Source organism: Methanococcoides burtonii DSM 6242 (genome assembly GCF_000013725.1).
GTDB classification, from domain to species: Archaea; Halobacteriota; Methanosarcinia; order Methanosarcinales; family Methanosarcinaceae; genus Methanococcoides; species Methanococcoides burtonii.
Genome location: NC_007955.1, coordinates 563,138 through 585,387 on the forward strand (window position 1 = coordinate 563,138; position 22,250 = coordinate 585,387).

23 protein-coding genes are annotated in these 22,250 nt (G+C 33.7%); 16 read left to right on the top strand and 7 right to left on the bottom strand.

Annotated features, from left to right (window positions below; translation table 11 throughout):
* Nucleotides 1–188: 188 nt before the first annotated feature.
* The 5 genes from MBUR_RS02820 to MBUR_RS02840 all read left to right on the top strand — a co-directional run bounded on the left by MBUR_RS02820 (nt 189) and on the right by MBUR_RS02840 (nt 3,790).
* Nucleotides 189–971: a hypothetical protein gene (locus MBUR_RS02820; protein WP_157196634.1), complete on the top strand. Its 783-nt coding sequence runs from the start codon at nt 189–191 to the stop codon at nt 969–971.
* A gap of 384 nt (nt 972–1,355) precedes the next feature.
* Nucleotides 1,356–1,853: a hypothetical protein gene (locus MBUR_RS02825; RefSeq protein WP_011498693.1), complete on the top strand. Its 498-nt coding sequence runs from the start codon at nt 1,356–1,358 to the stop codon at nt 1,851–1,853.
* A 265-nt stretch (nt 1,854–2,118) separates the two neighbouring features.
* On the top strand, nt 2,119–2,505 hold the full coding sequence (locus MBUR_RS02830; RefSeq protein WP_011498694.1) for a recombinase family protein: 387 nt from the start codon (nt 2,119–2,121) through the stop codon (nt 2,503–2,505).
* Nucleotides 2,498–2,752 (top strand): helix-turn-helix domain-containing protein, encoded by a 255-nt coding sequence (locus MBUR_RS02835; protein WP_048063183.1) that lies wholly within the window; start codon nt 2,498–2,500, stop codon nt 2,750–2,752. The genes MBUR_RS02830 and MBUR_RS02835 overlap by 8 nt, the downstream gene beginning before the upstream one ends.
* A 333-nt stretch (nt 2,753–3,085) precedes the next feature.
* Nucleotides 3,086–3,790 (top strand): hypothetical protein, encoded by a 705-nt coding sequence (locus MBUR_RS02840; protein WP_011498696.1) that lies wholly within the window; start codon nt 3,086–3,088, stop codon nt 3,788–3,790.
* A gap of 70 nt (nt 3,791–3,860) precedes the next feature.
* On the opposite strand, the gene cas1 (MBUR_RS02845) is transcribed toward MBUR_RS02840, so the two are convergent.
* Together cas1 (MBUR_RS02845) and MBUR_RS02850 are read right to left on the bottom strand one after the other, a co-directional pair.
* Nucleotides 3,861–5,069, bottom strand: a complete 1,209-nt coding sequence (gene cas1, locus MBUR_RS02845) for a CRISPR-associated endonuclease Cas1 (RefSeq protein ID WP_011498697.1) — start codon at nt 5,067–5,069, stop codon at nt 3,861–3,863.
* On the bottom strand, nt 5,069–6,187 hold the full coding sequence (locus MBUR_RS02850) for a hypothetical protein (RefSeq protein WP_011498698.1): 1,119 nt from the start codon (nt 6,185–6,187) through the stop codon (nt 5,069–5,071). Before MBUR_RS02850 ends, cas1 (MBUR_RS02845) begins: the two co-directional genes overlap by 1 nt.
* A gap of 61 nt (nt 6,188–6,248) precedes the next feature.
* On the opposite strand from MBUR_RS02850, the gene MBUR_RS14080 reads away from it, so the two are divergent.
* The 4 genes from MBUR_RS14080 to MBUR_RS02865 are packed head-to-tail and all read left to right on the top strand — an operon-like array spanning nt 6,249 to nt 10,047.
* The gene (locus MBUR_RS14080) at nt 6,249–6,398 is read left to right on the top strand and encodes a hypothetical protein (protein WP_198003782.1); all 150 of its coding nucleotides are present in this window, start codon (nt 6,249–6,251) and stop codon (nt 6,396–6,398) included.
* Nucleotides 6,395–7,033, top strand: coding sequence for a hypothetical protein (locus MBUR_RS02855; RefSeq protein ID WP_011498699.1), 639 nt, complete (start codon nt 6,395–6,397; stop codon nt 7,031–7,033). Before MBUR_RS14080 ends, MBUR_RS02855 begins: the two co-directional genes overlap by 4 nt.
* 16 nt (nt 7,034–7,049) lie before the next feature.
* Entirely contained in the window at nt 7,050–7,382 is a 333-nt protein-coding gene (locus MBUR_RS02860) for an HNH endonuclease signature motif containing protein (protein ID WP_011498700.1), read from the top strand.
* A complete protein-coding gene (locus tag MBUR_RS02865) occupies nt 7,375–10,047 on the top strand; it encodes a DNA polymerase (protein WP_011498701.1) in 2,673 nt (890 codons plus the stop codon). The genes MBUR_RS02860 and MBUR_RS02865 overlap by 8 nt, the downstream gene beginning before the upstream one ends.
* 25 nt (nt 10,048–10,072) lie before the next feature.
* Here the strand turns inward: MBUR_RS02865 and MBUR_RS02870 are convergent, their stop codons facing one another.
* Nucleotides 10,073–11,041: a PIN domain-containing protein gene (locus MBUR_RS02870; RefSeq protein ID WP_011498702.1), complete on the bottom strand. Its 969-nt coding sequence runs from the start codon at nt 11,039–11,041 to the stop codon at nt 10,073–10,075.
* A gap of 361 nt (nt 11,042–11,402) precedes the next feature.
* Here MBUR_RS02870 and MBUR_RS02875 point away from each other — a divergent pair, with 361 nt between their 5' ends.
* The 3 genes from MBUR_RS02875 to MBUR_RS02885 all read left to right on the top strand — a co-directional run bounded on the left by MBUR_RS02875 (nt 11,403) and on the right by MBUR_RS02885 (nt 14,680).
* Nucleotides 11,403–12,344, top strand: coding sequence for an IS5-like element ISMbu1 family transposase (locus tag MBUR_RS02875; protein ID WP_011498312.1), 942 nt, complete (start codon nt 11,403–11,405; stop codon nt 12,342–12,344).
* Between the two features lie 433 nt (nt 12,345–12,777).
* Entirely contained in the window at nt 12,778–13,719 is a 942-nt protein-coding gene (locus MBUR_RS02880) for an IS5-like element ISMbu1 family transposase (protein ID WP_011498312.1), read from the top strand.
* A 421-nt stretch (nt 13,720–14,140) separates the two neighbouring features.
* Nucleotides 14,141–14,680 (top strand): hypothetical protein, encoded by a 540-nt coding sequence (locus MBUR_RS02885; RefSeq protein ID WP_198003783.1) that lies wholly within the window; start codon nt 14,141–14,143, stop codon nt 14,678–14,680.
* Nucleotides 14,681–15,005: 325 nt separating this feature from the next.
* On the opposite strand, the gene MBUR_RS02890 is transcribed toward MBUR_RS02885, so the two are convergent.
* Genes MBUR_RS02890 through MBUR_RS14085 form a run of 4 tightly spaced genes read right to left on the bottom strand, consistent with a single transcriptional unit; the run spans nt 15,006 to nt 18,788 of the window.
* Complete coding sequence (locus tag MBUR_RS02890; protein ID WP_011498703.1) at nt 15,006–17,675, bottom strand: DNA polymerase; 2,670 nt, start codon at nt 17,673–17,675, stop codon at nt 15,006–15,008.
* Nucleotides 17,668–18,000, bottom strand: a complete 333-nt coding sequence (locus MBUR_RS02895) for an HNH endonuclease signature motif containing protein (protein ID WP_011498704.1) — start codon at nt 17,998–18,000, stop codon at nt 17,668–17,670. The genes MBUR_RS02890 and MBUR_RS02895 overlap by 8 nt, the downstream gene beginning before the upstream one ends.
* 12 nt (nt 18,001–18,012) lie before the next feature.
* A complete protein-coding gene (locus MBUR_RS02900; RefSeq protein ID WP_011498705.1) occupies nt 18,013–18,654 on the bottom strand; it encodes a hypothetical protein in 642 nt (213 codons plus the stop codon).
* A complete protein-coding gene (locus MBUR_RS14085; protein WP_198003785.1) occupies nt 18,651–18,788 on the bottom strand; it encodes a hypothetical protein in 138 nt (45 codons plus the stop codon). The genes MBUR_RS02900 and MBUR_RS14085 overlap by 4 nt, the downstream gene beginning before the upstream one ends.
* A gap of 134 nt (nt 18,789–18,922) precedes the next feature.
* Between MBUR_RS14085 and MBUR_RS02905 the strand changes: the two genes are divergently transcribed.
* The 4 genes from MBUR_RS02905 to MBUR_RS02920 all read left to right on the top strand — a co-directional run bounded on the left by MBUR_RS02905 (nt 18,923) and on the right by MBUR_RS02920 (nt 22,199).
* Nucleotides 18,923–19,822, top strand: a complete 900-nt coding sequence (locus tag MBUR_RS02905) for a hypothetical protein (RefSeq protein ID WP_011498706.1) — start codon at nt 18,923–18,925, stop codon at nt 19,820–19,822.
* Nucleotides 19,822–21,018 (top strand): CRISPR-associated endonuclease Cas1, encoded by a 1,197-nt coding sequence (gene cas1, locus MBUR_RS02910; RefSeq protein ID WP_011498707.1) that lies wholly within the window; start codon nt 19,822–19,824, stop codon nt 21,016–21,018. Before MBUR_RS02905 ends, cas1 (MBUR_RS02910) begins: the two co-directional genes overlap by 1 nt.
* A gap of 140 nt (nt 21,019–21,158) precedes the next feature.
* Nucleotides 21,159–21,623, top strand: coding sequence for a hypothetical protein (locus MBUR_RS02915; protein ID WP_157196635.1), 465 nt, complete (start codon nt 21,159–21,161; stop codon nt 21,621–21,623).
* Between the two features lie 75 nt (nt 21,624–21,698).
* Nucleotides 21,699–22,199 carry a Shedu anti-phage system protein SduA domain-containing protein gene (locus tag MBUR_RS02920; protein WP_011498709.1) on the top strand — a complete coding sequence of 167 codons (501 nt, stop codon included), beginning with the start codon at nt 21,699–21,701 and terminating at the stop codon, nt 22,197–22,199.
* Nucleotides 22,200–22,250 lie beyond the last annotated feature (51 nt).

A 22,250-nucleotide genomic window follows, 5' to 3' on the forward strand; every position in this document is an offset into this window, starting at 1 on the left:
TAGCTATATCGATAAATTTTAAGCACTTGTTAGACAAAACACAATCATCCCCTTGTGTTTGTGGTGCAAACGTACACAGGGGATTTCTTATTATTAAAATTGTAGCAGCTTAGCTGAATTTAGAGAAAAGGATTTCTACAGAGCCATAAAAACAAAAAATGTATATAGAGGGGAATTGAACAAAAGTTGTGAAAAATATGAAATTCGGATATAAAATAATTATAATCATAGTTCTCCTATCTTTTGCTTTTGGGTGTGTAAGTGAAGATACAAGTACCAATCATGGGGGAACTATACAGGACACGGATGATACGGATGTCCCCGAACCAAGTTCACTAACCGAGGACGAGGAAGTAGTAGAAACACCAGCTACATCAAATGATACGGAGAATACAAACGATATTGACATAGTTCAAAAAACGGAACAGGAAACAGACGATTTTGTAAAATCGACTGGATACGAAGCAGATGTCAATATAGATGAAAATAATATGAATGTCTATTTTGATACAACAAAATTTACAAAAACAGATATTCATACAATGGTTAGCGAATGTCTCAATACCATGACTGATTATTTACCAAATCAGAGAGTACATGTATCGTTTTATGATGGCGATGATCAAGAAATTGCTTTTGGGAGATATACAGATTCTAATGAGCGAACAATAATTTACATTTACGAGTATGCAAAATACCCAGATGTTAAAAAAACCACAGAAGAACTATTTGATTCATATGGATTCGATGCTGATGTTGAAATTAGCCAAAGAGGGATGTTGGTTTATTTCCACACAAAAGGAGTAACAGATTCAGATCTCCATACAATGTCAGAAAAATGCGTTAAGATTATGGTGAGACATTTACCAGATCAAATGGCTAAAGTAGCTATTTATAATGACGCGGATCAACTGATAGCAGATGGATATTACATTGACTGGACGGATCAGATTGATGTTATGGTCTATTGACCATGCATTTTTTCTTTAACATTTTTTACCACACGATATAGGTTAATAATTCATTTCTGCATATCATTCCATATATTCACTTCTGACTATGGTAGGCTTATCTATAGATGCTTTTCTTGCTTGTTCATGCGTGGCATCAGAATTTTCCGTTTGTCCATGGTAGGCATCATAACCATGTATAAAAATGAGTGGCATCAAAGAGAATCTCTTTCGGATATGATCTTAAGCAACATCAAATTGAGTAAGCATATATTTTTGTTGAAATGAAATCAAATATTTTTTATAGAATTATTACTTTGGTTACATACAACATACATAATTTACTCCAAGATATCAAATGACTGTGTTCCAAAGCACAAATATTGTTACAACGGATGTACTAAAATGGCGGAGAAATTGACACGAACTGAGCGAATACAGAAAGTACTCGATGAAGCGAAAGCTAACCCACCTAGTGATGAACAACGAAGAAAAAATAAGAGGACAAACTGGATTGTGTTGCTGGTATTGTTCAGTTTCATTGCATATGGATGCGTTGATTTAGTAACTGATTCAGATGATGAAATTGCAGCAAGGGAAGCACAGGAATTGGCAGAGCAAGCTGAAAAGGCAGAAAAAGAGCGGATTAAAGCCGAAGAGGAACGCATTAAGGCTGAAAATGAACGCATTCAAGCTGAAGAAATCGATTCATTCGAAACAGAAATGGAAGGGATATTGCAAGACAATGGTTATACAGCAGACATTTACATCGATCCAACTGGACTCGCATGTTGTTACATTTACAGTTCGATGTCTTACTATGAAGTCGAATCAATCACAAAAGGAATGGTAAAAGGCATACGTAACATGGAGACGGTAAATGGTCACACTGTCTACATATAGGATGCTAACGGAGACACAATAGCAGAAGGATCATATCATATACTCAGTGACAGCATAGAGGTCGAATTTTATTAAGTCGACAATTGATTGACACGATGAAGCTTGAATATAAGCTAAAAAAATGACCGAAATTCAAGCTTTGTCGAAATACTCTACAGATATTACAAGAATAGTCAAAAATTCCCATCACATGATACAGGTGTATTTCGTCCCATATTATATGGGTGCTAAAGATATATATACTGTGTAACATATAATATATTTTATGGAAGAATTGAAAAACGCAGTTGGATACGCTAGGACTAGCACCAAAGACCAGAACATCGAAACCCAGATATTGCAATTGAAGAACAAGGGAATAGTTGCTGAACAGATATTCTTTGATGAGGGTGTCAGTGGAAGTGTTCCTGCTGAAAAGAGACCTGGGTTCAAACAATTACTGAAATGTATTGAATCGAACGATATCGATACCATCTATCTTTTTGAAATATCAAGACTTGGAAGGACGTTTGTTGATACATTGAATTTGGTTATGGACTTCGAAGATAAAGGCATCAGGGTCGTTTCACTGAGTCCCAGTGAATCGTGGTCTACCATTGAGGATTCGCATTACAGGAGGCTACTGACATCGCTTGTTTGGATGGGTGGCTGAGAATGAAAAACGGATTTTGCAGGAACGTATCAAGGTCGGTATTGAACGGTACAAGAAAGAGAATGATAAGTGGGGTAGACCTACCAAAGAGCCTGATCAGAAAGAGGTCATGAAGTATCGGAAGAAAGGGTTGACGTGGGCTGAGATATCACGGGTGCTGAACATTCCTGCTAGCACGTTGTATAAGTACAGGGACATCTGGGAAGAGCGGAGTAGGGAGGAGAAGGTTAGAGGTGTTGAGGGTTGAAATCAAAGGCAACAGTTGTATTTTGTTAAAGCTTGGGGTTCGAATATGACCCCCCTCATAACAAGTCGGGGATATAGGTAACTTGATTTTTTTGTACGGTGTTGTGTATGTTATGTGCATAACTACATGCATAAAAATTAATTAGAAACTCTTTAAAAATTTAGAATAAATATTTATAAAACTATTTTGATTAAGGGGGTCTAAATTAATTCATAATGCTTAATTTACAGAACCAAATATTTTTTTGTGTAAGATTCGATATAATAATTACTTATCATAAAAATCCTAAAATTATAGATATATTTATAATATGTAAATGTATAGCTCTAAAGTATGTATGAGTTGTTAATCGTTATTTTTCTGATTATTATAATGTATGTAATCACCCACCTTCATCCTCTTAATGAAAAAGAAATATTAAAGCTAGCAGACAAGAGAAGATCTAGAGCAATAAAAACATATTATAATTATAGTACAAAGGAAAAATCAGTCGATAAAGGTTTTAAAAAGGGAATGAAATCAACGGGAGCATATTATTTAATCAATGAAGATTTATCTCTATTTCCATCCATTGCGGCTGGTTTACTAAAATATAAGAAACATGAATGGGCAATTATTGCTTTTGAAAAAAATAAAACCATTCAACTTATGTGGACTAATAAAGGGATAAATAAAAAAACGGTTTCAATCTTCTTATCAACCGAACAAATTATAGCAAAATGTAAAGATAATAACTACTCAACTGTCCTTATATTTCATAATCATCCAAACTCTGATCCTCATACCCTCGATTGCTCTAGACCAAGTCAACAAGATATAAATTCAGCTCAAATTTTCTCAAATGATTTCAATAAATATGGAATAAATCTAATTGAATTCGTATGTGAAAGAGGATTACCTTATGAATATCATTTCTCTGACTCAGATACTTTTTTACCCACCTCAGAGTTTATCCAAAATATAAATGAAATTAACGGGATGTCAAAAATTCAAAATGTATCGCTACATACTGAAAAAATATTTTTATTTAATACATAATATGAGTTATATAAAGATGAAATAAATAATACTGCTTACTATTAGAATATTTTAGAATAGCAAATTAGTATCATTCAACAATACTCCCCCAATTCTCTAACCTCTCTCTTACATGGACATTTAATGTAAACGGCTTCTCACTATTGGCATTCTGTTTCATATAGTTCAATGTACCCTTTGAGAACCCCATTTTCTTCCACTCGGTATAAGGCATATCAATAATCGTCTTCCTCAACAGATCAGTATCATCCCTTTCATTGATATAAACAGGCTTAACAAACTCAATCGTTTTCCTCTTCCCAACAAGATGATGACTCAGCTCTCTTGCCTTGAGCAATAGTACAGATCCCCAAGAGCTATTCTTCTTCCTATACTCGACTTTACCATTCATCACAGAATTAAACTCTTCAGTAACCTTCCTTGCTCCAGTAGGTCTCAATCTCAATGAAAAACTCTCAGTCCTGATAAAGTCCTTACTATCCATAATTCCCTTTTCAATCAGGTTCATTACAGTAAGATCAACAATAAACCTGAACGGTTCTTGGAGATCATAGGCTAAACTATTCTTACTTGGATTCATCTCATGAAGGAATCCTACATGAGCATCAAGACCAACTGAATTAATGGCTCTCAAACATTCAGATTCAAGCAAAGCATACCCATAATTCAGCATGACATTAACTTTATCGCCTGAGTTAGATGCTCTGGCATTATTATCAGTCCTTGCCCTGAAATCATATTCTTCAGGAATAGCTTTAGCATACTCATTCCAGTACTTCCAAGCAACTCCACCTTCAACACCTAAGATCTCCCTTACAGATTTAGCATTCTCAAGTTTACCCTTATCAACGGAGATATCATAATTAATCTCAGGATACCTTAGTTTAAGATAATCAAGAACAGCCTCAGATTTGGAGAACTTGGCTTCAATAAACTTCTTAGCAAGCTTTACTCTTGTATCCTGATCTTCATAAGCATGGTATTGAGCAAACTTTGTCTTTACATTGGTACTTTCAGAAGGAAGCATTGTTGTTAGAAGCTTACCGTTCCAATCTAAAATAGTAATCTGTACATTATGTTTAATCAACCATCTGATAGCTTCGAGGCTTAGAGATCCACTTCTCCCATACACAACAATGCTATCAATATCCATCCTCTTAGGAGAGAACACATACTCTTCAGGATCTTCAGTTGTTGAGAATCTGCCATCTTTGATATGGAGTTTTGCACTATCAACACGCATATTGATTCCATGACCATTTAGCAATAACAATTTCATTAGAAATCACTCTCCTTCAGGTCTTGTTTGAGCAGTTTACACACATTCTTTGCTTTCCAATTAATTTTATCTCCGTTCCGAATCTTCCACTGGATCTTATCTAACATCTTTTTTGGAACACCAAGTCTATCAGCTTCTTTCTCTGAAATATTAAGAATCCTCTCTTTCTTTTCATCATTACTCAGAAACATTTGAGATTTTAATGTATCCATCTCCAGTTCATTATTATCTTTGTTTTTGAAGGGATCGTCTTTCAATCCAAGATCAATAAGGGCAGTTGCACGAATTTCAGCAATAAATTGAGCTGCTTCTATCTTATTTTCAAGCCTTAACTTTTCTTCAAACTCATACAATTCTTCTCTGTGTTCTTCAATTATGTTAGCTGCTGTTCCTAATTGATATTCTTCTTTGATTTCATGAAGGTTATCTAACGTTTCAGCATCTCGTATAGCTCTTTCAACAACAGCAGAATCATTATAGTATCCAAGTAAAAAGATGAGATGAGATCTTAGATTTGTATGTGTTCTTAATGGTTCAGGATACTTTTTCAGCAGTGATCTAAGAACATCAATTGTTTTAGTTTCATTAGATGGATCTATCTTCTTGTACTCAATATAGTTGTAAACAATCCTTAAAACGTGGTCAAGTAAATTAGTATCATCCGATTTTAAAATGGATACAAGCATATCCAATTGTTTAGGATTTAATGCATAATGTTTTTCATAGCTTTCTATTTCTTTTAATGCCATTTTTTGTTTAATTGGATTGTTTGATTGGAGCTTGTTAATAGCAACATCTAGATGAGAAGTTATTTTCCCAGTCCTTCTTAGCGTAACGTAAGTAGAACGCTTATCTTCTTCTTTTATTCCATATTTTTGGAGATCTTCATATCTAATTACAAGTAGAGTGCCTGCGCCCTGCATATCATAGAGTTTTCTTTGAATATTTTCATGGCTATAGCCTCTGTTTTCTTGAAAATTCGTTTGTAATTTCTTAATAAGATCTCGTTTTCTTATAAAAGGGGTGCTTTGTAAGATAGAAATCACATTATACTCAAACTCATTAGTATTCTTATAAGAATTATAGTTATTCTTATCTGTATTTATATTCAAATTCATACTTAAAGTTATACTTAAATGTGATATAAATCTGTTGTAAGCCAATAGTAATTTGATGAATATGAAATCAATCAAAGATACACAAAGAATTCTTGCAACTCTCTCTCCTTACCTCAAGGAGAAGCTAGTACAGATGTCAGACAAATTTGGATGCTATCAGGCAGAAGTTGTCAGGATAGCATTATTGAAGCTTTGGGAGGCTGAGAAATGACTCTCAAGCAATTCTCAAAAGATTACAGGAACTATGGAGATTGGCTTAAAGCTCAACCAAGAACTTCAGAATATGCCAAGAGAGTCATCAGGTTTCATGAAAGGTTTCCAACTCTCAGCTTGAATGACTTGAGAAATACAAGGCTCAAGGATCATAACCTGAGTACAACTTCATGGAAACTCTTGAATTCACAACAAAAGAGAGATAGAACACTATCCCTTGAAATTCTTAGAAATGTGAGAAAAGGAGTTCCATTTTCAAAAGCTATTGAGAAAACAGGAGCTAACAAGAAGAACGTAATTAACAATCTTGGAAAATACCTGTACAAATCAAAAGGGAAATGGAGAGTAACAGCTTCAGATAGAATTGAATCAGAGATGGCATTCAATGATAGAGATAAGGGGCTGATCTCGATTGTTACAACAAGATCTAAAGATAGGAGCTTAATTGCTGAATATTTCAATGCTGTTAATCAAGCTTTGAAATCTGGTGATTCTAAGTTTTTGAAGAAATTTGAAAATGCAAAAGTCATTGATGCTGAAGGCAATGAGCATTATTTTGTAACCGATTTGGATAGACTGTATGAGATTCAGGATGCACAAGAAGAGCCTGAATTCTTTGAATTATACGTTTAATGGGAGAGTGGATACTATGGATAAAGAATCTTACAGGAAGAATATTAGCAAGCATAAGAAAGGGAAGAAACCACCTATTGCATGTTCAGTATGTGGGGAAGATAATTCAGAAGTAATTGAAATGCATCATGTTGATGGAAGAAATACTTCAGATTGGGTAAAACCACTATGCAAGAATTGTCATGCTAAGATAACAGCAGAACAGAATAAGATCAGTCCAAAAAAGAGATCTAAAACAACATCCTCAGAAAATCTAACAGCTTTCAACATCATTTCTATTGGTGCTTTGCTAAAACTACTTGGAGACCGTTTAATCAATATTGGAATGGAGATGACTGTAAATGTCTAAGATCGCTGTTAGAGGCTATACTCAGAAGATCAAAGAATCTTCAGGTAATCCTTTTTACATTCCTAAAGATGTACCACTAAGACATGATAGAGTACTGGTCTTTGACACCGAAACAACAATAGATCAATATCAGAATTTCAAAATAGGGTATTTTAAGATATACCAAGATGTGTATATTCAGCATGAAGGTATGTTTCACGATACTTCAATGCTTACTGATAATGAAAATAAGGTATGTGTGGTATATACTTCAAAGTATGATATACCACTTTATACCCTAAATGAATTTATTGATGAGGTATTTTATCCTGAAGTGTTTGGTTTGAAAACTCTTTGTGTTGGTTTTAATCTTCCTTTTGACATAAGCAGGATCTCAAAAAGAGTTGGAGATTCAAGAGGAAGAAACAAAGGAGGATTTACATTTACTCTTTCAGACAACAGATTCAATCCTCCCATTATTGTTAAGAAATTAGGTGATGCTCATACATTCAAACTTACTTCAACCAAGATAAACAAAGGAAAAGATCATTTTTCAGGTTATTTCCTTGATGCTCAAAAGTTAGCTGAAGTGTTGCTCCAATCAAAAAGGATCTCTTTAGATAAAGCAGGTCAAAAGCTCGATACCAATGTTAAAAAAATGAAAGGAATTGAACATGGAAAAGTGACTGAGAGATATATTGATTATCTTATTGATGATGTTGAAACAACTTATCAAGTCTATGAGAAACTTATTGATGAACTTGAACTTTATCAGATAAGCATCCCACCAACCAAGATATTTAGTTCAGCTTCAATTGGAAAGTATGCTCTTGGGCAATTGGGGATTCAATCATTTTTAGATCTTAACCCAGAGTTTTCTTCAGAAACCATTGGGACAAACATGACTTCTTACTATGGAGGAAGATGTGAATGTAAGATTGGGAAAGAACCTACAAATGTCACAGTCCTTGATTTTACAAGCATGTATCCAACTATTACTATGGAAATGGATCTCTGGAAATACATGATAGCTGAATCTCTTGAAATGAATGTTGTTACAGATGAAATTAAGGGGATGTTAAACACTCTTACCCTTAATTATCTTCAAGATAAGGATAACTGGAAAGAGTTTGTAGTAATGGTAAAGTTACAGCTTGACAATGATATTTTACCTGTAAGGATGGATTATAAGGGCAATAATACTGGGTATAATGTAGGTGTTAATTACCTTACTTCTGATAATGAGCTATGGTATGCTTTACCTGATGTTATCGCTTCAGTTCTTTTAACTGGCAAAGTTCCTGAGATCATTGAAGCTATAAGGTATGTTCCAAAAGGTGTTCAGAAAGGTTTGAATCAATCTCAGATACTTGGAATTGATGTAGATCCAACTAAAGATAATCTTGTTCAGGTACTTGTTGAGGAAAGGCAAAATCTCAAAATTCAAATGAAGAGTATTGATAAAGATAAGTCTGAATATCAACAATTGGAAAGTAGAGCACAAGCTATCAAGATTCTTGTTAATGCTATGAGTTATGGGATATTCATTGAGTTAAATCCTGAAGATAATAAAACTGACATTCAAGTTTATGGCTTGGATGATTTTAATACCTCAGAGAACAGATTTGAGAAAGCAGGTAATTATTTTCATCCTTTACTAGCTGTTATGATTACAGCAGGATCAAAGTTGTTCTTGGCAATGGCTGAGGCTAAAGTAAAAGAGCTTGGTTCAGTTCATGCATACATGGATACTGATTCTATCTTTGTTCCTCCTGAACATGCTCAGGAGATTATAGATTATTTCCAACCTCTAAATCCTTACATCCTTGATATTGATCTGTTGAAAGCTGAGAAAGAGGATGTGTGGTTTTATGGCATATCTTCAAAAAGATATGCTCTTTACACTTATGAGAATGGGAATATTAAGTTCATGGAAGGGGAGAGATCTTTTAAATTACATGGACTTGGACATTTAACAAATCCGTTTCCAAAGGCTGTTGAAGATTGGCAAGCTGAGATATGGGAAGATATTCTCAAGTTGCATTATGGTATAATCTCTGAATTGGATATTGAAAAGAAGTATTCAAACATGTATGCTATTTCACGACTGACTGTTTCAACTGCAAATGTGTTGCATAGGTTTGATGTTATCAATAAAGGGAAAGAATGGATATATCAGATCAAACCTTTCAATTTCTATCATGTTGGGTTTCAGGTTGCTGAAGAAGATGGTAAGGCAGTAAAGCCTTTATCTCCTTTCTCAAATGATCCTCAGAATATTGTTTATGATCCATTTATTGATTATGCAACAGGAGAGATTAAAGAAGGATCTCATTATTTCAAACCGTTAAGCAGGACAATTATACAATATGTTGATCATCTTGAGCATAAGTTTGATGGAAAGATTGGAGTTCTTGAAAGAAAGCATGTTCATGCTGATTCTGTTATTTATATTGGAAAAGAAGCTAACAATATTGATGAACAAGAATTGGATGTAAAGAAGGCTCAAGAATTTATTGATGAAAAGTTAGTTTATGATCTTATTCTGAAGCTTACTCCTGAGAAAGCTAGGGATATTGGAATTAAGCATAGAAGTGCTTTAGCTTATTTGAAGAAAAAAGCAAAGGAGGGGAAGTTGAATTTTAAGTCAAAAAATGTGAAGAGAATAGCAGCTGCTTCAAATTAATAAAAAGTGAAGGAAGGTATTAAAATCAACTTTTGTTATCTTCTTTTTTCATATAAGGAGAATGTTCGGGGTTAAAATATTTTCTATATATTGTAATGTAGTCAGAGTGGATGGAGTGAAAAGGCTTTTGGTATCGTTTTTCAATCTCGGAGGTAATTCCAATTTCTTCTTTAAATACATTATAATTATCCTTTGAATACTTAAAAAGAAAAAATAGCAAATTAGGAGAGATATCAATTCCTTCAGTTTCGAAATGAGCTAGTAAATCTTTAATTTCATCTTCTTCAATGAAATCCTTGGACTTCTTTGTTTTTTCAAATTCTATTAGAGCTTCTGATGGTGTTTCATTAACCTGCTTTAATGCAACTGAAACTCTGTCAGTGATGAATATTTTTTTACCAACAACATTCAAAAATTCATTCTCAATAAATAATTTATGATTTACATATGTATTATCTTCGGTTACAAAAATGACATCATCATTCAGATTTTCAAGCAATGTTTCCCATATTATCTGATCGCCAATTGTTCCTTTCTTTTTATCAATGGGAGGATTACCCATAAGCATCCTATCTTTTGCCTTCTGTATTATTGTTTCTGTTCTTTTAATTTTCTTGACATCTTTACTGTTATAGATGTCAAGAAAACCATTTAATATAGGATCGTCATCAGAGTGAGTTTGTAAATCTTTTAGCTTTTGAATTAAAAGCTTATTCTTCTCATCGAAATCATCTTTTATAGTCTTTAGATTATCATATTCTTCCATATGTCGAATCAATGCTGTAGTATGAATTTCAACTTTATTTTTGTTGCTAGAGTTAATTTGTTTTTGTAGTACTGAATCTCTATTTCTCAAAAACTCATCATATACTTGCTCTGGAATAATTAATCGTTTTTTTAATTTTGTTATATCGTCAAAAATCTGAGATACTTTGTTATTATTTGATTCATACAATCCTAAAAATATATTTGTATCAATGAATATATTAACCATAGATATTATCCACCATTATAATGAAATATAATCATAGTCAATCAGGCACTATATAAAATATTCGATTTATCATTAATAGATATTTATACTTAATATACGGAACTTATTATCAAAAATCCAATAAGATTTTTAATTGTTCATTAATTGGAATAATACTAGCTAAAAATAACCTTAAGATATAGCGTACAAAAAAACAGACTTACCTATATCCCCTCATAACAAGTCGGGGTAATAGGTAACGTGTAAAAACGGAACTTTTGAAATTTAGAGTATCAGTCCTACATATAATAAATCATAGAGAATTCCGATAAACCCCTCAAACAGAAGCAATATTTATAACCTATTACAATAATTTTGTATTATGTCCTTAACAAACTTTGCTTTTAAAGAAGAGTACAAACGTCTTGAAAATCTCGGTGACAAGCTCTCTGAAATTGAATCTCTCATCGATTGGAAACCATTTCGTCCAATTATAGCAGAGATGTATATCAATAAAACAGAGTTCGGTGGCAGACCAAACGTTGATGAAATCGTCATGCTCAAAATGTTAGTATTGCAACAATGGCATGGCCTATCTGACCCTGAACTTGAAAGACAAGCTACTGATAGAATTTCCTTTAGGAAATTCTTGGGCTTTCCTGCAAAAATTCCAGATCATACTACTGTTTGGGCATTTAGAGAACGAATTTCCCAGGCAGGAAAAGAAGATGAAATCTGGAATGAAATGCAAAGACAACTTAATAAGAAAGGTCTGAAGATCAAGCAAGGTATGATTCAGGATGCAACATTTATACATGCTGATCCAGGACATGCAAATCTTGATACTCCTCGTGGAAATGAAGCAAAGACCAGAAGATGTAAGGACGGTACATGGACAAAAAAGGCATCTAAGTCACATTTTGGATATAAACTACATACCATTGAAGATACCGAATATGATCTGATAAGGAGATATAGGACAACTACTGCCTCAGTTCATGATAGTCAGGTGGATCTTTCTGAAGAAGGCGAAGTTGTTTACAGAGATAGAGGTTACTTTGGTGCAATTTCAAAAGGATATGATGCAACTATGCAAAGGGGAGTACGAGGGCACCCTATTGGTATTAGGGATAAGATGAGAAACAAAAGAATAAGCAGGAAAAGAGCAAAGGGAGAAAGACCTTATGCTGTTATCAAAAATGTGTTTACGTCAGGATTTGTAAGAGTAACAACGTTGGCAAGAGTAAATGTCAAAATGGCGATTACAGCATTCAGCTATAATCTCTATCAATTGAGGACAATAAGAAGAAAATCATTAGGATGAATAGCGGTAGCTATTCAAAAAAGTTGGAAAGTATATAAATAGATACTAGCAAACTGCTGGAAATAGAGAGAAAAGCTCAAAATTTTAGCTGGAAATATTTGCTTTGAAAAAAATCAGCAGTTAATCGCAATTCTCCATACTTATAATTTGAATCAGACCCACTACAAAAAAATAATTCATCACATAATGTTTTAGATTTCAACATAAAATATTATTTTAAGTATTCATAGGCTATATTTCAAAACAAATTCGTAAAGTACTTAAGCCAATAATTAATACTTGTGATTATATGGCTTGGGAGTTTATTTTTTGAATTTAAATATTTTTACAACTAGAGAAATAGCAACAATTATTTGGGTTATAATTATAGAGAATTCCGATAAACCCCTCAAACAGAAGCAATATTTATAACCTATTACAATAATTTTGTATTATGTCCTTAACAAACTTTGCTTTTAAAGAAGAGTACAAACGTCTTGAAAATCTCGGTGACAAGCTCTCTGAAATTGAATCTCTCATCGATTGGAAACCATTTCGTCCAATTATAGCAGAGATGTATATCAATAAAACAGAGTTCGGTGGCAGACCAAACGTTGATGAAATCGTCATGCTCAAAATGTTAGTATTGCAACAATGGCATGGCCTATCTGACCCTGAACTTGAAAGACAAGCTACTGATAGAATTTCCTTTAGGAAATTCTTGGGCTTTCCTGCAAAAATTCCAGATCATACTACTGTTTGGGCATTTAGAGAACGAATTTCCCAGGCAGGAAAAGAAGATGAAATCTGGAATGAAATGCAAAGACAACTTAATAAGAAAGGTCTGAAGATCAAGCAAGGTATGATTCAGGATGCAACATTTATACATGCTGATCCAGGACATGCAAATCTTGATACTCCTCGTGGAAATGAAGCAAAGACCAGAAGATGTAAGGACGGTACATGGACAAAAAAGGCATCTAAGTCACATTTTGGATATAAACTACATACCATTGAAGATACCGAATATGATCTGATAAGGAGATATAGGACAACTACTGCCTCAGTTCATGATAGTCAGGTGGATCTTTCTGAAGAAGGCGAAGTTGTTTACAGAGATAGAGGTTACTTTGGTGCAATTTCAAAAGGATATGATGCAACTATGCAAAGGGGAGTACGAGGGCACCCTATTGGTATTAGGGATAAGATGAGAAACAAAAGAATAAGCAGGAAAAGAGCAAAGGGAGAAAGACCTTATGCTGTTATCAAAAATGTGTTTACGTCAGGATTTGTAAGAGTAACAACGTTGGCAAGAGTAAATGTCAAAATGGCGATTACAGCATTCAGCTATAATCTCTATCAATTGAGGACAATAAGAAGAAAATCATTAGGATGAATAGCGGTAGCTATTCAAAAAAGTTGGAAAGTATATAAATAGATACTAGCAAACTGCTGGAAATAGAGAGAAAAGCTCAAAATTTTAGCTGGAAATATTTGCTTTGAAAAAAATCAGCAGTTAATCGCAATTCTCTATATTATTATTTTTATTATGCAAGTCCGAATATCAGTCTTCATTATTCAATATTGTTAAGGCTGCTTTGAATAGACACATCATTTTCTATTTTTTAACTTACTTATGTTATTTGTCGTTGATAACTTATTCTTTATATTATTTTGAATTGTGGAATTTGTCTTACTTTAAAAGTACTTCAATATGGTTCATATTTTCAGGTCTCCCAATTGGTTTTGTTGTTGTTGAAAACAAAACGGAATCTCATTTTTGGAAAAATCTGATATTGAATAATTTAAAGTTAGTAGTGTTCGTAACATTCATTATTAGTTCGGTCACATTTCCGTTAATATTAGAAGTTATTCTACTTCCAATTATAGCACTCATTGTGATATGCGACACGATTGCAACTACTAAAAATATAGGATTTGTTGCAAAAATTACTGGTATCGTTTTGGGACTTATTGGACTTAGTTTGTTCACGTATTCTTTGTATAGAGTATTAAGTGATATTCACTCAATTGGAAACATTAGCACATTAAAAGATTTCATGATGCCTGTGTTTTTCTCAACAATATCAATTCCTTACATGTATGCATTAAAACTGTATTCTGAATATCAGTTATTATTTCTCCGTTTGAAATTCGGACAAAAAAGAAGTAGGAAGCTTAATTTTTTAATAAAAATACATCTTATTTTGTTCTGTAATATGCAACTCAAAAAAATTCAAATTGCTAAGAATATGGGGAATTATAATATAATGTTAATATCCTCAAAGGAGGACATTACTGATATGATTGAAAGCTATAAAAATGTATTACTTTTTGGAAAAAATAGACGCCATTAAAATAGAACCAATCCATAACTCTACACATTTATTTAGCAGTGATGTTTTTTTTGGAAATTATATGAACAATGGTAAATATCAAATTTATATGAATATGTCTGAACAAGATTTTGGATATTATGAACTGAGATGCAAAGATAGTAATAGTAATACACCAGAATCTGTTAGCAGTTTCATCTATACTAATATTTCTCATTAAACTTTGGGTGGAAATCTAGTATTTTACAAACAAACATTTGTAACTCTAAAGCACCCCACACATGAACCTTTGATATTATGTAAGACTTTTTGATTATTCGATTGAAATTTGCATTATCACTCTCCTTTAAGCTTTTTTAACTAACTTCCTCACCGCCGGAGTATTCAAATTCAAATCTTCATTTTCCCTTATCCTTTTTTTAATCCCATGAAATCTGCTTCTAGAAACTCCCAATGCTTCAGCCTGTTTTTGTGACATATTGAGGATATTTCCCATAATTTCTTGCTTGTTAATGAACTCTTGAGAACGCTTCACATCAAGAGCTTGCTCATCAATACTGTTAGCCTCTTTGCCGATATAAATAACAGAATCAGCCTGAACATGCTTTCTCTCAAGTACTCCAATCTCTCCATCAAACTTAGATTCTGGATGATTAGCATACTCGATTATTGTCCTACTCAGTTGCTTGAAATAATGAGATCCTTGCTTAACCTCTCCTGTTTCATAATCAATGAAAGGCTCATAAACAATACTTTGAGGATCATTTGAAAAGGGAGCTAGTGGCTTTACTGCTTTCCCGTTTTCCTCAATGGTCTGAAACCCTACATGATAGAAGTTAAAAGGTTTGATCTGCTCAGCCCATGACTTGCCTTTATTGAATCCCTTGAACCTTCTCAGGACATTTGCAGTTGAAACAGTAAGCCTTGAGATTGCATAGAGGTTTGAATACTTCTCTTCAATATCTATCTCTGTAAGAATCCCATAATGCAACTGAAGGAGATCTTCCCATATCTCAGCCTGCCAATCTCCAATAGTTTTTGGAAATGGATTTGTTAAATGTCCAAGTCCATGCAATTTGAAAGATCGCTCTCCTTCCATAAAGTTGATTTCTTCATTTTCATAAGTGTAAAGAGCATATCTTTTTGATGAAATGCCATAAGACCACATATCTTCTTTCTCAGGCTTCAATAGATCAATATCAAGGCTGTATGGGTTCAGTGGTTGGAAATAGTCTATAATCTCCTGTGCATGTTCAGGAGGAACAAAGATTGAATCTGTATCCATATACGCATGAACAGAATCAAGTTCTTTGGTTTTTGCTTCTGCCATAGCCAAAAATAGTTTAGATCCGGCTGTGATCATAACAGCAAGCAAAGGATGATAATAATTCCCTGCCTTCTCATATCTGTTTTCTGAAGTATTAAAATCATCCAAGCCAAAAACCTGAATATCGCTTTTCTTATTTTCTGGATTAAGCTCAATGAATATCCCATAGCTCATAGCATTAACCAGAATTTTGATAGCCTGTGCTCTGCTACTCAATTGTTGATATTCTGGATCATCTTTGCTAATATCCTTCATATGAAGCTTGATATTCTGCCTTTCTTCAACAAGTACCTGAACAAGATTATCTTTTGTAGGATCAACATCAATTCCAAGTATCTGTGATTTCTTTAAACCCTTCTGAATCCCTTTTGGAATAAACTTGATTGCTTCAATGATTATGGGAACTTTGCCAGTAAGAATAACTGAATTTATAACATCAGGTAAAGCATACCATAATTCAGAATCGGAACTAAGATAATTGATGCCTACATTATAGCCCGTTCCAGATCCTTTGTAATCCATCCTGACAGGCACTATATCCTCATCAGGCTGTATTTTAACCATAACAACAAAGTCTTTCCAGTTATCCTTATTCTGAAGATATGCAAGATTTACTTTTGAGAGCATCTCCTTAATTTCATCAGTAATATCTTTCATCTCAAGTGATTCAGCAATCATAAACTTCCAGAGATCCATCTCCATAGTAATGGTTGGATACATGCTAGTAAAATCAAGAGTGGTTACTTTAACAGGCTCTTTCCTAATCTTACATTCACATCTTCCTCCATAGTAAGAAGTCATGATATTACCAAGCATCTCATGAGAAAACTCAGGATTAAGACTTAAAAATGATTCAATGCCCAATTGCTTTAAAGAATGTTTTCCAATAGATGCAGAACTGAATATCTTAGTTGGTGGGATGTCTATCTGATAATGATCTAATTCTTCAATTAGCTTCTCATAGACCTGATAAGTGGTTTCAACATCCTGAATTAGATAATCAATGTATTTCTTGGTTACTTTCCCATGCTCAATATTTTTCATCTTCTTGGTTTTGGTATTGAGTTTTTGCCCTGCTTTATCTAAAGAGATCTTTTTTGATTGGAGCAGTACCTCAGCTAACTTCTGAGCATCAAGGAAATAGCCTGTAAAATGATCATTTCCTTTGTTTATCTTGGTTGAAGTAAACTTGAAATTATAAGCATCTCCCATCTTCTTAACGATAATAGGAGGATTGAACTTATTTTCTGAAAGTGTAAAAGTAAAGCCTCCCTTATTCTGCTTTCTTGAATCTCCTACTCTTTTAGAGATCCTGCTTATATCAAAGGGAAGATTGAAGCCAACACAAAGAGTTTTCAAACCAAAGACTTCAGGATAAAATACCTCATCAATGAATTCATTTAGGGTATAAAGAGGTATATCATACTTTGAAGTATATACTTCACATACCTTTTTTTCATTATCGTTAAGCATAGCAGCATCATAAAACATACCTTTATGCTGAATATACCCATCCTGGCATATCTTGAAATATCCTATCTTGACATTCTGATATTGATCGGTTGTAGTTTCAGTATCAAATACCAGAGTTCTATCATGCCTTAATGGATCTTCTCTTGGTTTGAAAAAGGAATTACCTGAAGATTCCTTGATCTTCTGAGTATATCCCCTTAAAGCAATGTTAGACATTTACAGTCATCTCCATTCCAAGATTAATCAAACAATCTCCAAGCTCTCTTAGTAAAGTACCAATTGAAATGATCTTGAAAGCTCTCTTATTCTGTAAGGAGGCTTCACTTGATCTTGCTTTAGGACTAAGTTTGTTCTGTTCTGCTGTTATTTTAGAATGACAATTCTTACAAAGAGGTTTGATCCAATCTGAATTATTCCTTCCTTCTACGTGATGCATCTCAATGACATTCTTGTTATCTTCTCCACATACAGCACATGCAATCGGTGGTTTCTTTCCCTTCTTTTGTTTCTTTAGATAAATCGCATAAGATTCTTTTTCCATAGTATCCACTCCTTAACTTTGATATATCTGTAAAAATTCAGGCTCTTCCTGTGCTTCTGCAATATCATACAGTTGATCAAGATCTGTTACTAGCGAATGTTCTTCGCCGATAGCATCAATGATTTTAACGCCGTCAAATCTCTTTAACGAAGTATCATCGCCGTCTTTTAACCCCTTTTGAACGGCAGCAAAGTATTCGCCGATTAGCCTTCTATCTCTTGAATTCGTCGTTATTATCGTTATCTGACCTGCGTTTCTATCGTAGATTAACATCTCCGTTTCGATATTATCGGTGGCGTTTATTTTCCATTTCCCGTTTGATTTATGGAGAGCTTTTCCAAGGTGCTTAACAGCAAAGTCTTTGTTTACCCCTACTTTCTCAACTGCTTTTGTTAAGGAGTCACCTTTTCTCATGTATCTCAAAACCTTGAGGGATAGAGTTCTATCCCTCTTTTGACTGGATGTCAAGGTTTGCCATGCATGATCCCTTAGTGTATGATCTTTCAATCTTAGATCTCTAAGATCTTTCAGGTTCATATTTGGAAATCTCTCATGTTTCCTGATGAGATCCTTTGCATATCGGGTATCCCTAGGTTGAGCTTTTAGCCATTCTCCATAGGTTCTGAATTTAGCTGAGAATATTTTACGGCTCATTTCTCAGCCTCCCAGAGTTTCAACAAGCCTATTCTGACAACTTCTGCCTGAGAGCATCCAAATTTATCTGACATCAGTACGATTTTCTCCTTGAGATAAGGGGAGATTGTTGTTAGTATTTTTTCACTAGTCATGGTACATCACCAATACCCTATAGGGCAGCATTAGTGATATTAACAATGATATTAACTTTGATACTAAAAATAACCATTAACAATATAAAGAATAACGAATATGATATTATATTAGATATATGGAGATAGTAAAAATGATTGAAAATGATATCAAATTTGAGGAGGAAGTTGTTCAGTATTTAAACAAAAATGGTAAAATGAGAAGAGAACAATTGATTGAAAAACTCAGACAAAAACATACAAAAACATACAAAACAGGAGAGGAATTTATAGATACAGGTTATAGTAAACCAACCATTAATCGAAAGCTCAAAGAAATGCTTGTATCTGGTGAAATTATACGTTTATATCATTATCAACTTCAAAATTATGGTTTTCTGGAAGATGATGGACGTGCAACATATCTTTTTACTGAGGAAGGACTAAAAGTTAAAACACATATTGACAATGTTCTCCAACTTTTATCCTCAGGTGATGATATTGATAAGCAAATGGCTTTGAAAGAACTTAACCGGTATGAAAAACTGTATTCTTTTGATGAAAGCCAGTTGGATTTAATTGTAAAAAATCTAACTTCTGTTAATGCAGACTTAACCACTAAATTCTTGGTTACTCTTTATGATTATATTATCAAAAAAGGAAAAGAACCAACAGATAAAGATGCTTTATTAAAAGCTCTTAGATCTGTTTTAGATAAATATGAGCAACCAAAGGGCAAGAGTGGAAACGTTAGAAACGTTGCTATAAATTTGTTGAGCCATTATAAAGATGAAGGCATAATTGACCAAATTATCAAAGATGCAACTACTTTAGACAATCCTCATGAAGCAGAAGAAGATTATGATATATCTGAAATTGCAGAACTTATTATTAATAACCCATCAAAGCTCTTCGAGGTTGAAAGACAATTGATGAGGGAAGGGAAGCATGATGCATCTCAATTTATTTCAAATATCAGAACAAAATGTATGGCTCATCTTGGAATGTCTGATGTTCCTATAAGAAATAATAACATTGAGGGAGCTGAGTTCTAATGAAACTTCTACTTCTAAACGGTCATGGAATTAACATGCGTGTAGATGGTGCTAAACTCCATATCAAAGATGGAAGATTCTCAGCAACTGAAGATCCTCAGGAGTATGTGTTCTCTCCCAAGAGGATTGATATTGATAGCATTGTTGTGTATGGTCGAAGTGGATCTCTAAGCTTTGAAGCTATCAGATGGTTGATTAAACACAATGTACAGGTTACTATGTTAGATTGGAATGGCAAGTTTCTAACAACAATGCTTCCTTCTGAAAGTACCAATGTTAAAACAAAGTTTGCTCAATACCATGCTTATGAAGATCAGGATGCAAGAGTAAAACTTGCAAGAAAATTCATTGAGGCTAAGTTCTACAAATCTGAAGCTGTTCTTGATTATCTTAAACAAAGGTATCCTGAGATTGAATATGATTTCTCCGTTGATAAGGGTAAACTTGAAAATGCCAAATCTGTAAGAGAGATACTTGGGATTGAAGGTGGAGTTGCTTCAAAGTACTGGAATGAGTATTCTAAAGCTATTCCTGATGAATATGATTTCAGAGCAAGGACTGATAATAATGCCAGAGCTTCTAATTCAGGCGATAAAGTCAATGTTATGCTTAATTACGGATATGCTTTGCTTGAATCTGAATGTCTGAGAGCCATCAATTCAGTTGGTCTTGATGCTCATGTAGGTTTCCTTCATGAGATGAATCCAAGTAAGAACAGTTTAGCCTATGATCTCCAAGAGCCATTTAGGTTTATTGTGGATCTTGCTGTTATGAACCTGATAGAAAAGGAAGTTATGGATAGTAAGGATTTTATCAGGACTGAGAGTTTTTCATTGAGGCTTAAACCTACTGGAGCAAGGAAGGTTACTGATAAATTCAATTCTATGATGAACGGCAAGGTTGAGTATAGGAAGAAGAATAGTTCTTGGGGATCTGTTCTTTTGGTTAAGGCAAGGGAGTTAAGCCATCAACTTGTAGGGAAGAGGAAAACAATTGAATTTAGTAAGCCTGTTTATGTGGTTGAAAGAGATGATTCCAATCTGTTGAGGAAAAGGATCATTGACATGCCTTATGTTGAATGGAAGAAGATGGGTTTCTCAAAGGGTACTCTCCATTACATGAAGCAGAATGCCAAGAGTGATTTACCGTTTACTCTCAATGGTCATGTGAAGGAAAGGTTGGAGAATTGGGAATAACAAATGATTTGCATTAAACATTTTTTATTTTGCTAAAATAACCTAAACTCGGTACACTATATATTTATGGTTGGAGGTTCGGAAAATGTTTATCTTGTATTATGGGGAATGTTCCTATATTATATGGAGAAGGTAATCACATGAGTTATTCAAAAATTGAAAAGATATCTCATTTAATAGGGGAATTGGAGAGGGCATTTAAAGAATTCTCTGATGAAGACTTTGATGATATAAAACTTTTTGAAGAGATGGATTCTCTTTTTGTATCAATTCTTGACCCTAGTAATGTCAGCACGCATCCAAATATAGCTGAATTTTTACTCACTAATAAGCACCGTTCACAATTTTTAGCACACATCAGATATGTAATTACACACAATTACAGCTTTAAAGGATCTAAAAATGGACACGAAGCATTTGTTTCTCCAAATCACATACAGTGGTATGATGATGGTGTAATGTTTTTAGAAGGAAAAGAACCGTTTTTAGGTTTTATTGGGTTGTACAGAAATAAAGAAGCAAGATATGCAATTGCTGCTCGTGATGCTAAAGATGGAGAAGAACTTTCAAAGCCATTTGCTTATCAATATCATCACCATCGATGATGCAAATGAACTAAATAAAAAAGTAAACGCATCACATCCCCTAATCTAAAAGTACCAATTAATGAACTAATACAAATGTTAGAAGATGGGGAAGAGACAGAACATAGATATCAAGAATGGATTGAAAAATATCCTTGGATATTGGGCTTACAATATAGTCTTGTGCAACGCCACACACAATTTGATAATGAAAATATACCTGATTTTACTGCTGTTCGTGTCCATGACAATTCTAGAGATATTTTCGAAATAAAACAACCTTTTTTGAATCTCTTTCGTAAAAATGGGGTATTCTCATCTGAGTTCAACGATTCTTGGAATCAAATTGAAAGATACTTAGATTTTGCAAGGGAGAATAAGGATTATTTAAGACGTAGCAAAGGACTAAACATTGAAAATCCAAAATGCTATTTACTTATTGGATATAATCTAACACACGAAGAGAGAGATAAAATTCGAAGAAAGGAAAAGTTGAATTCCTCGATAATAATTCTAACGTATAATGACTTAATTCAATTTGCGGAAAATACCGTGGGTTTTCTAAAATCTAGATTAGAAACCAATGATGAAGAATGAAATGTTATCTTCATCGTCTTTATTATTTTAGGTTATTTTATGTTGACAATT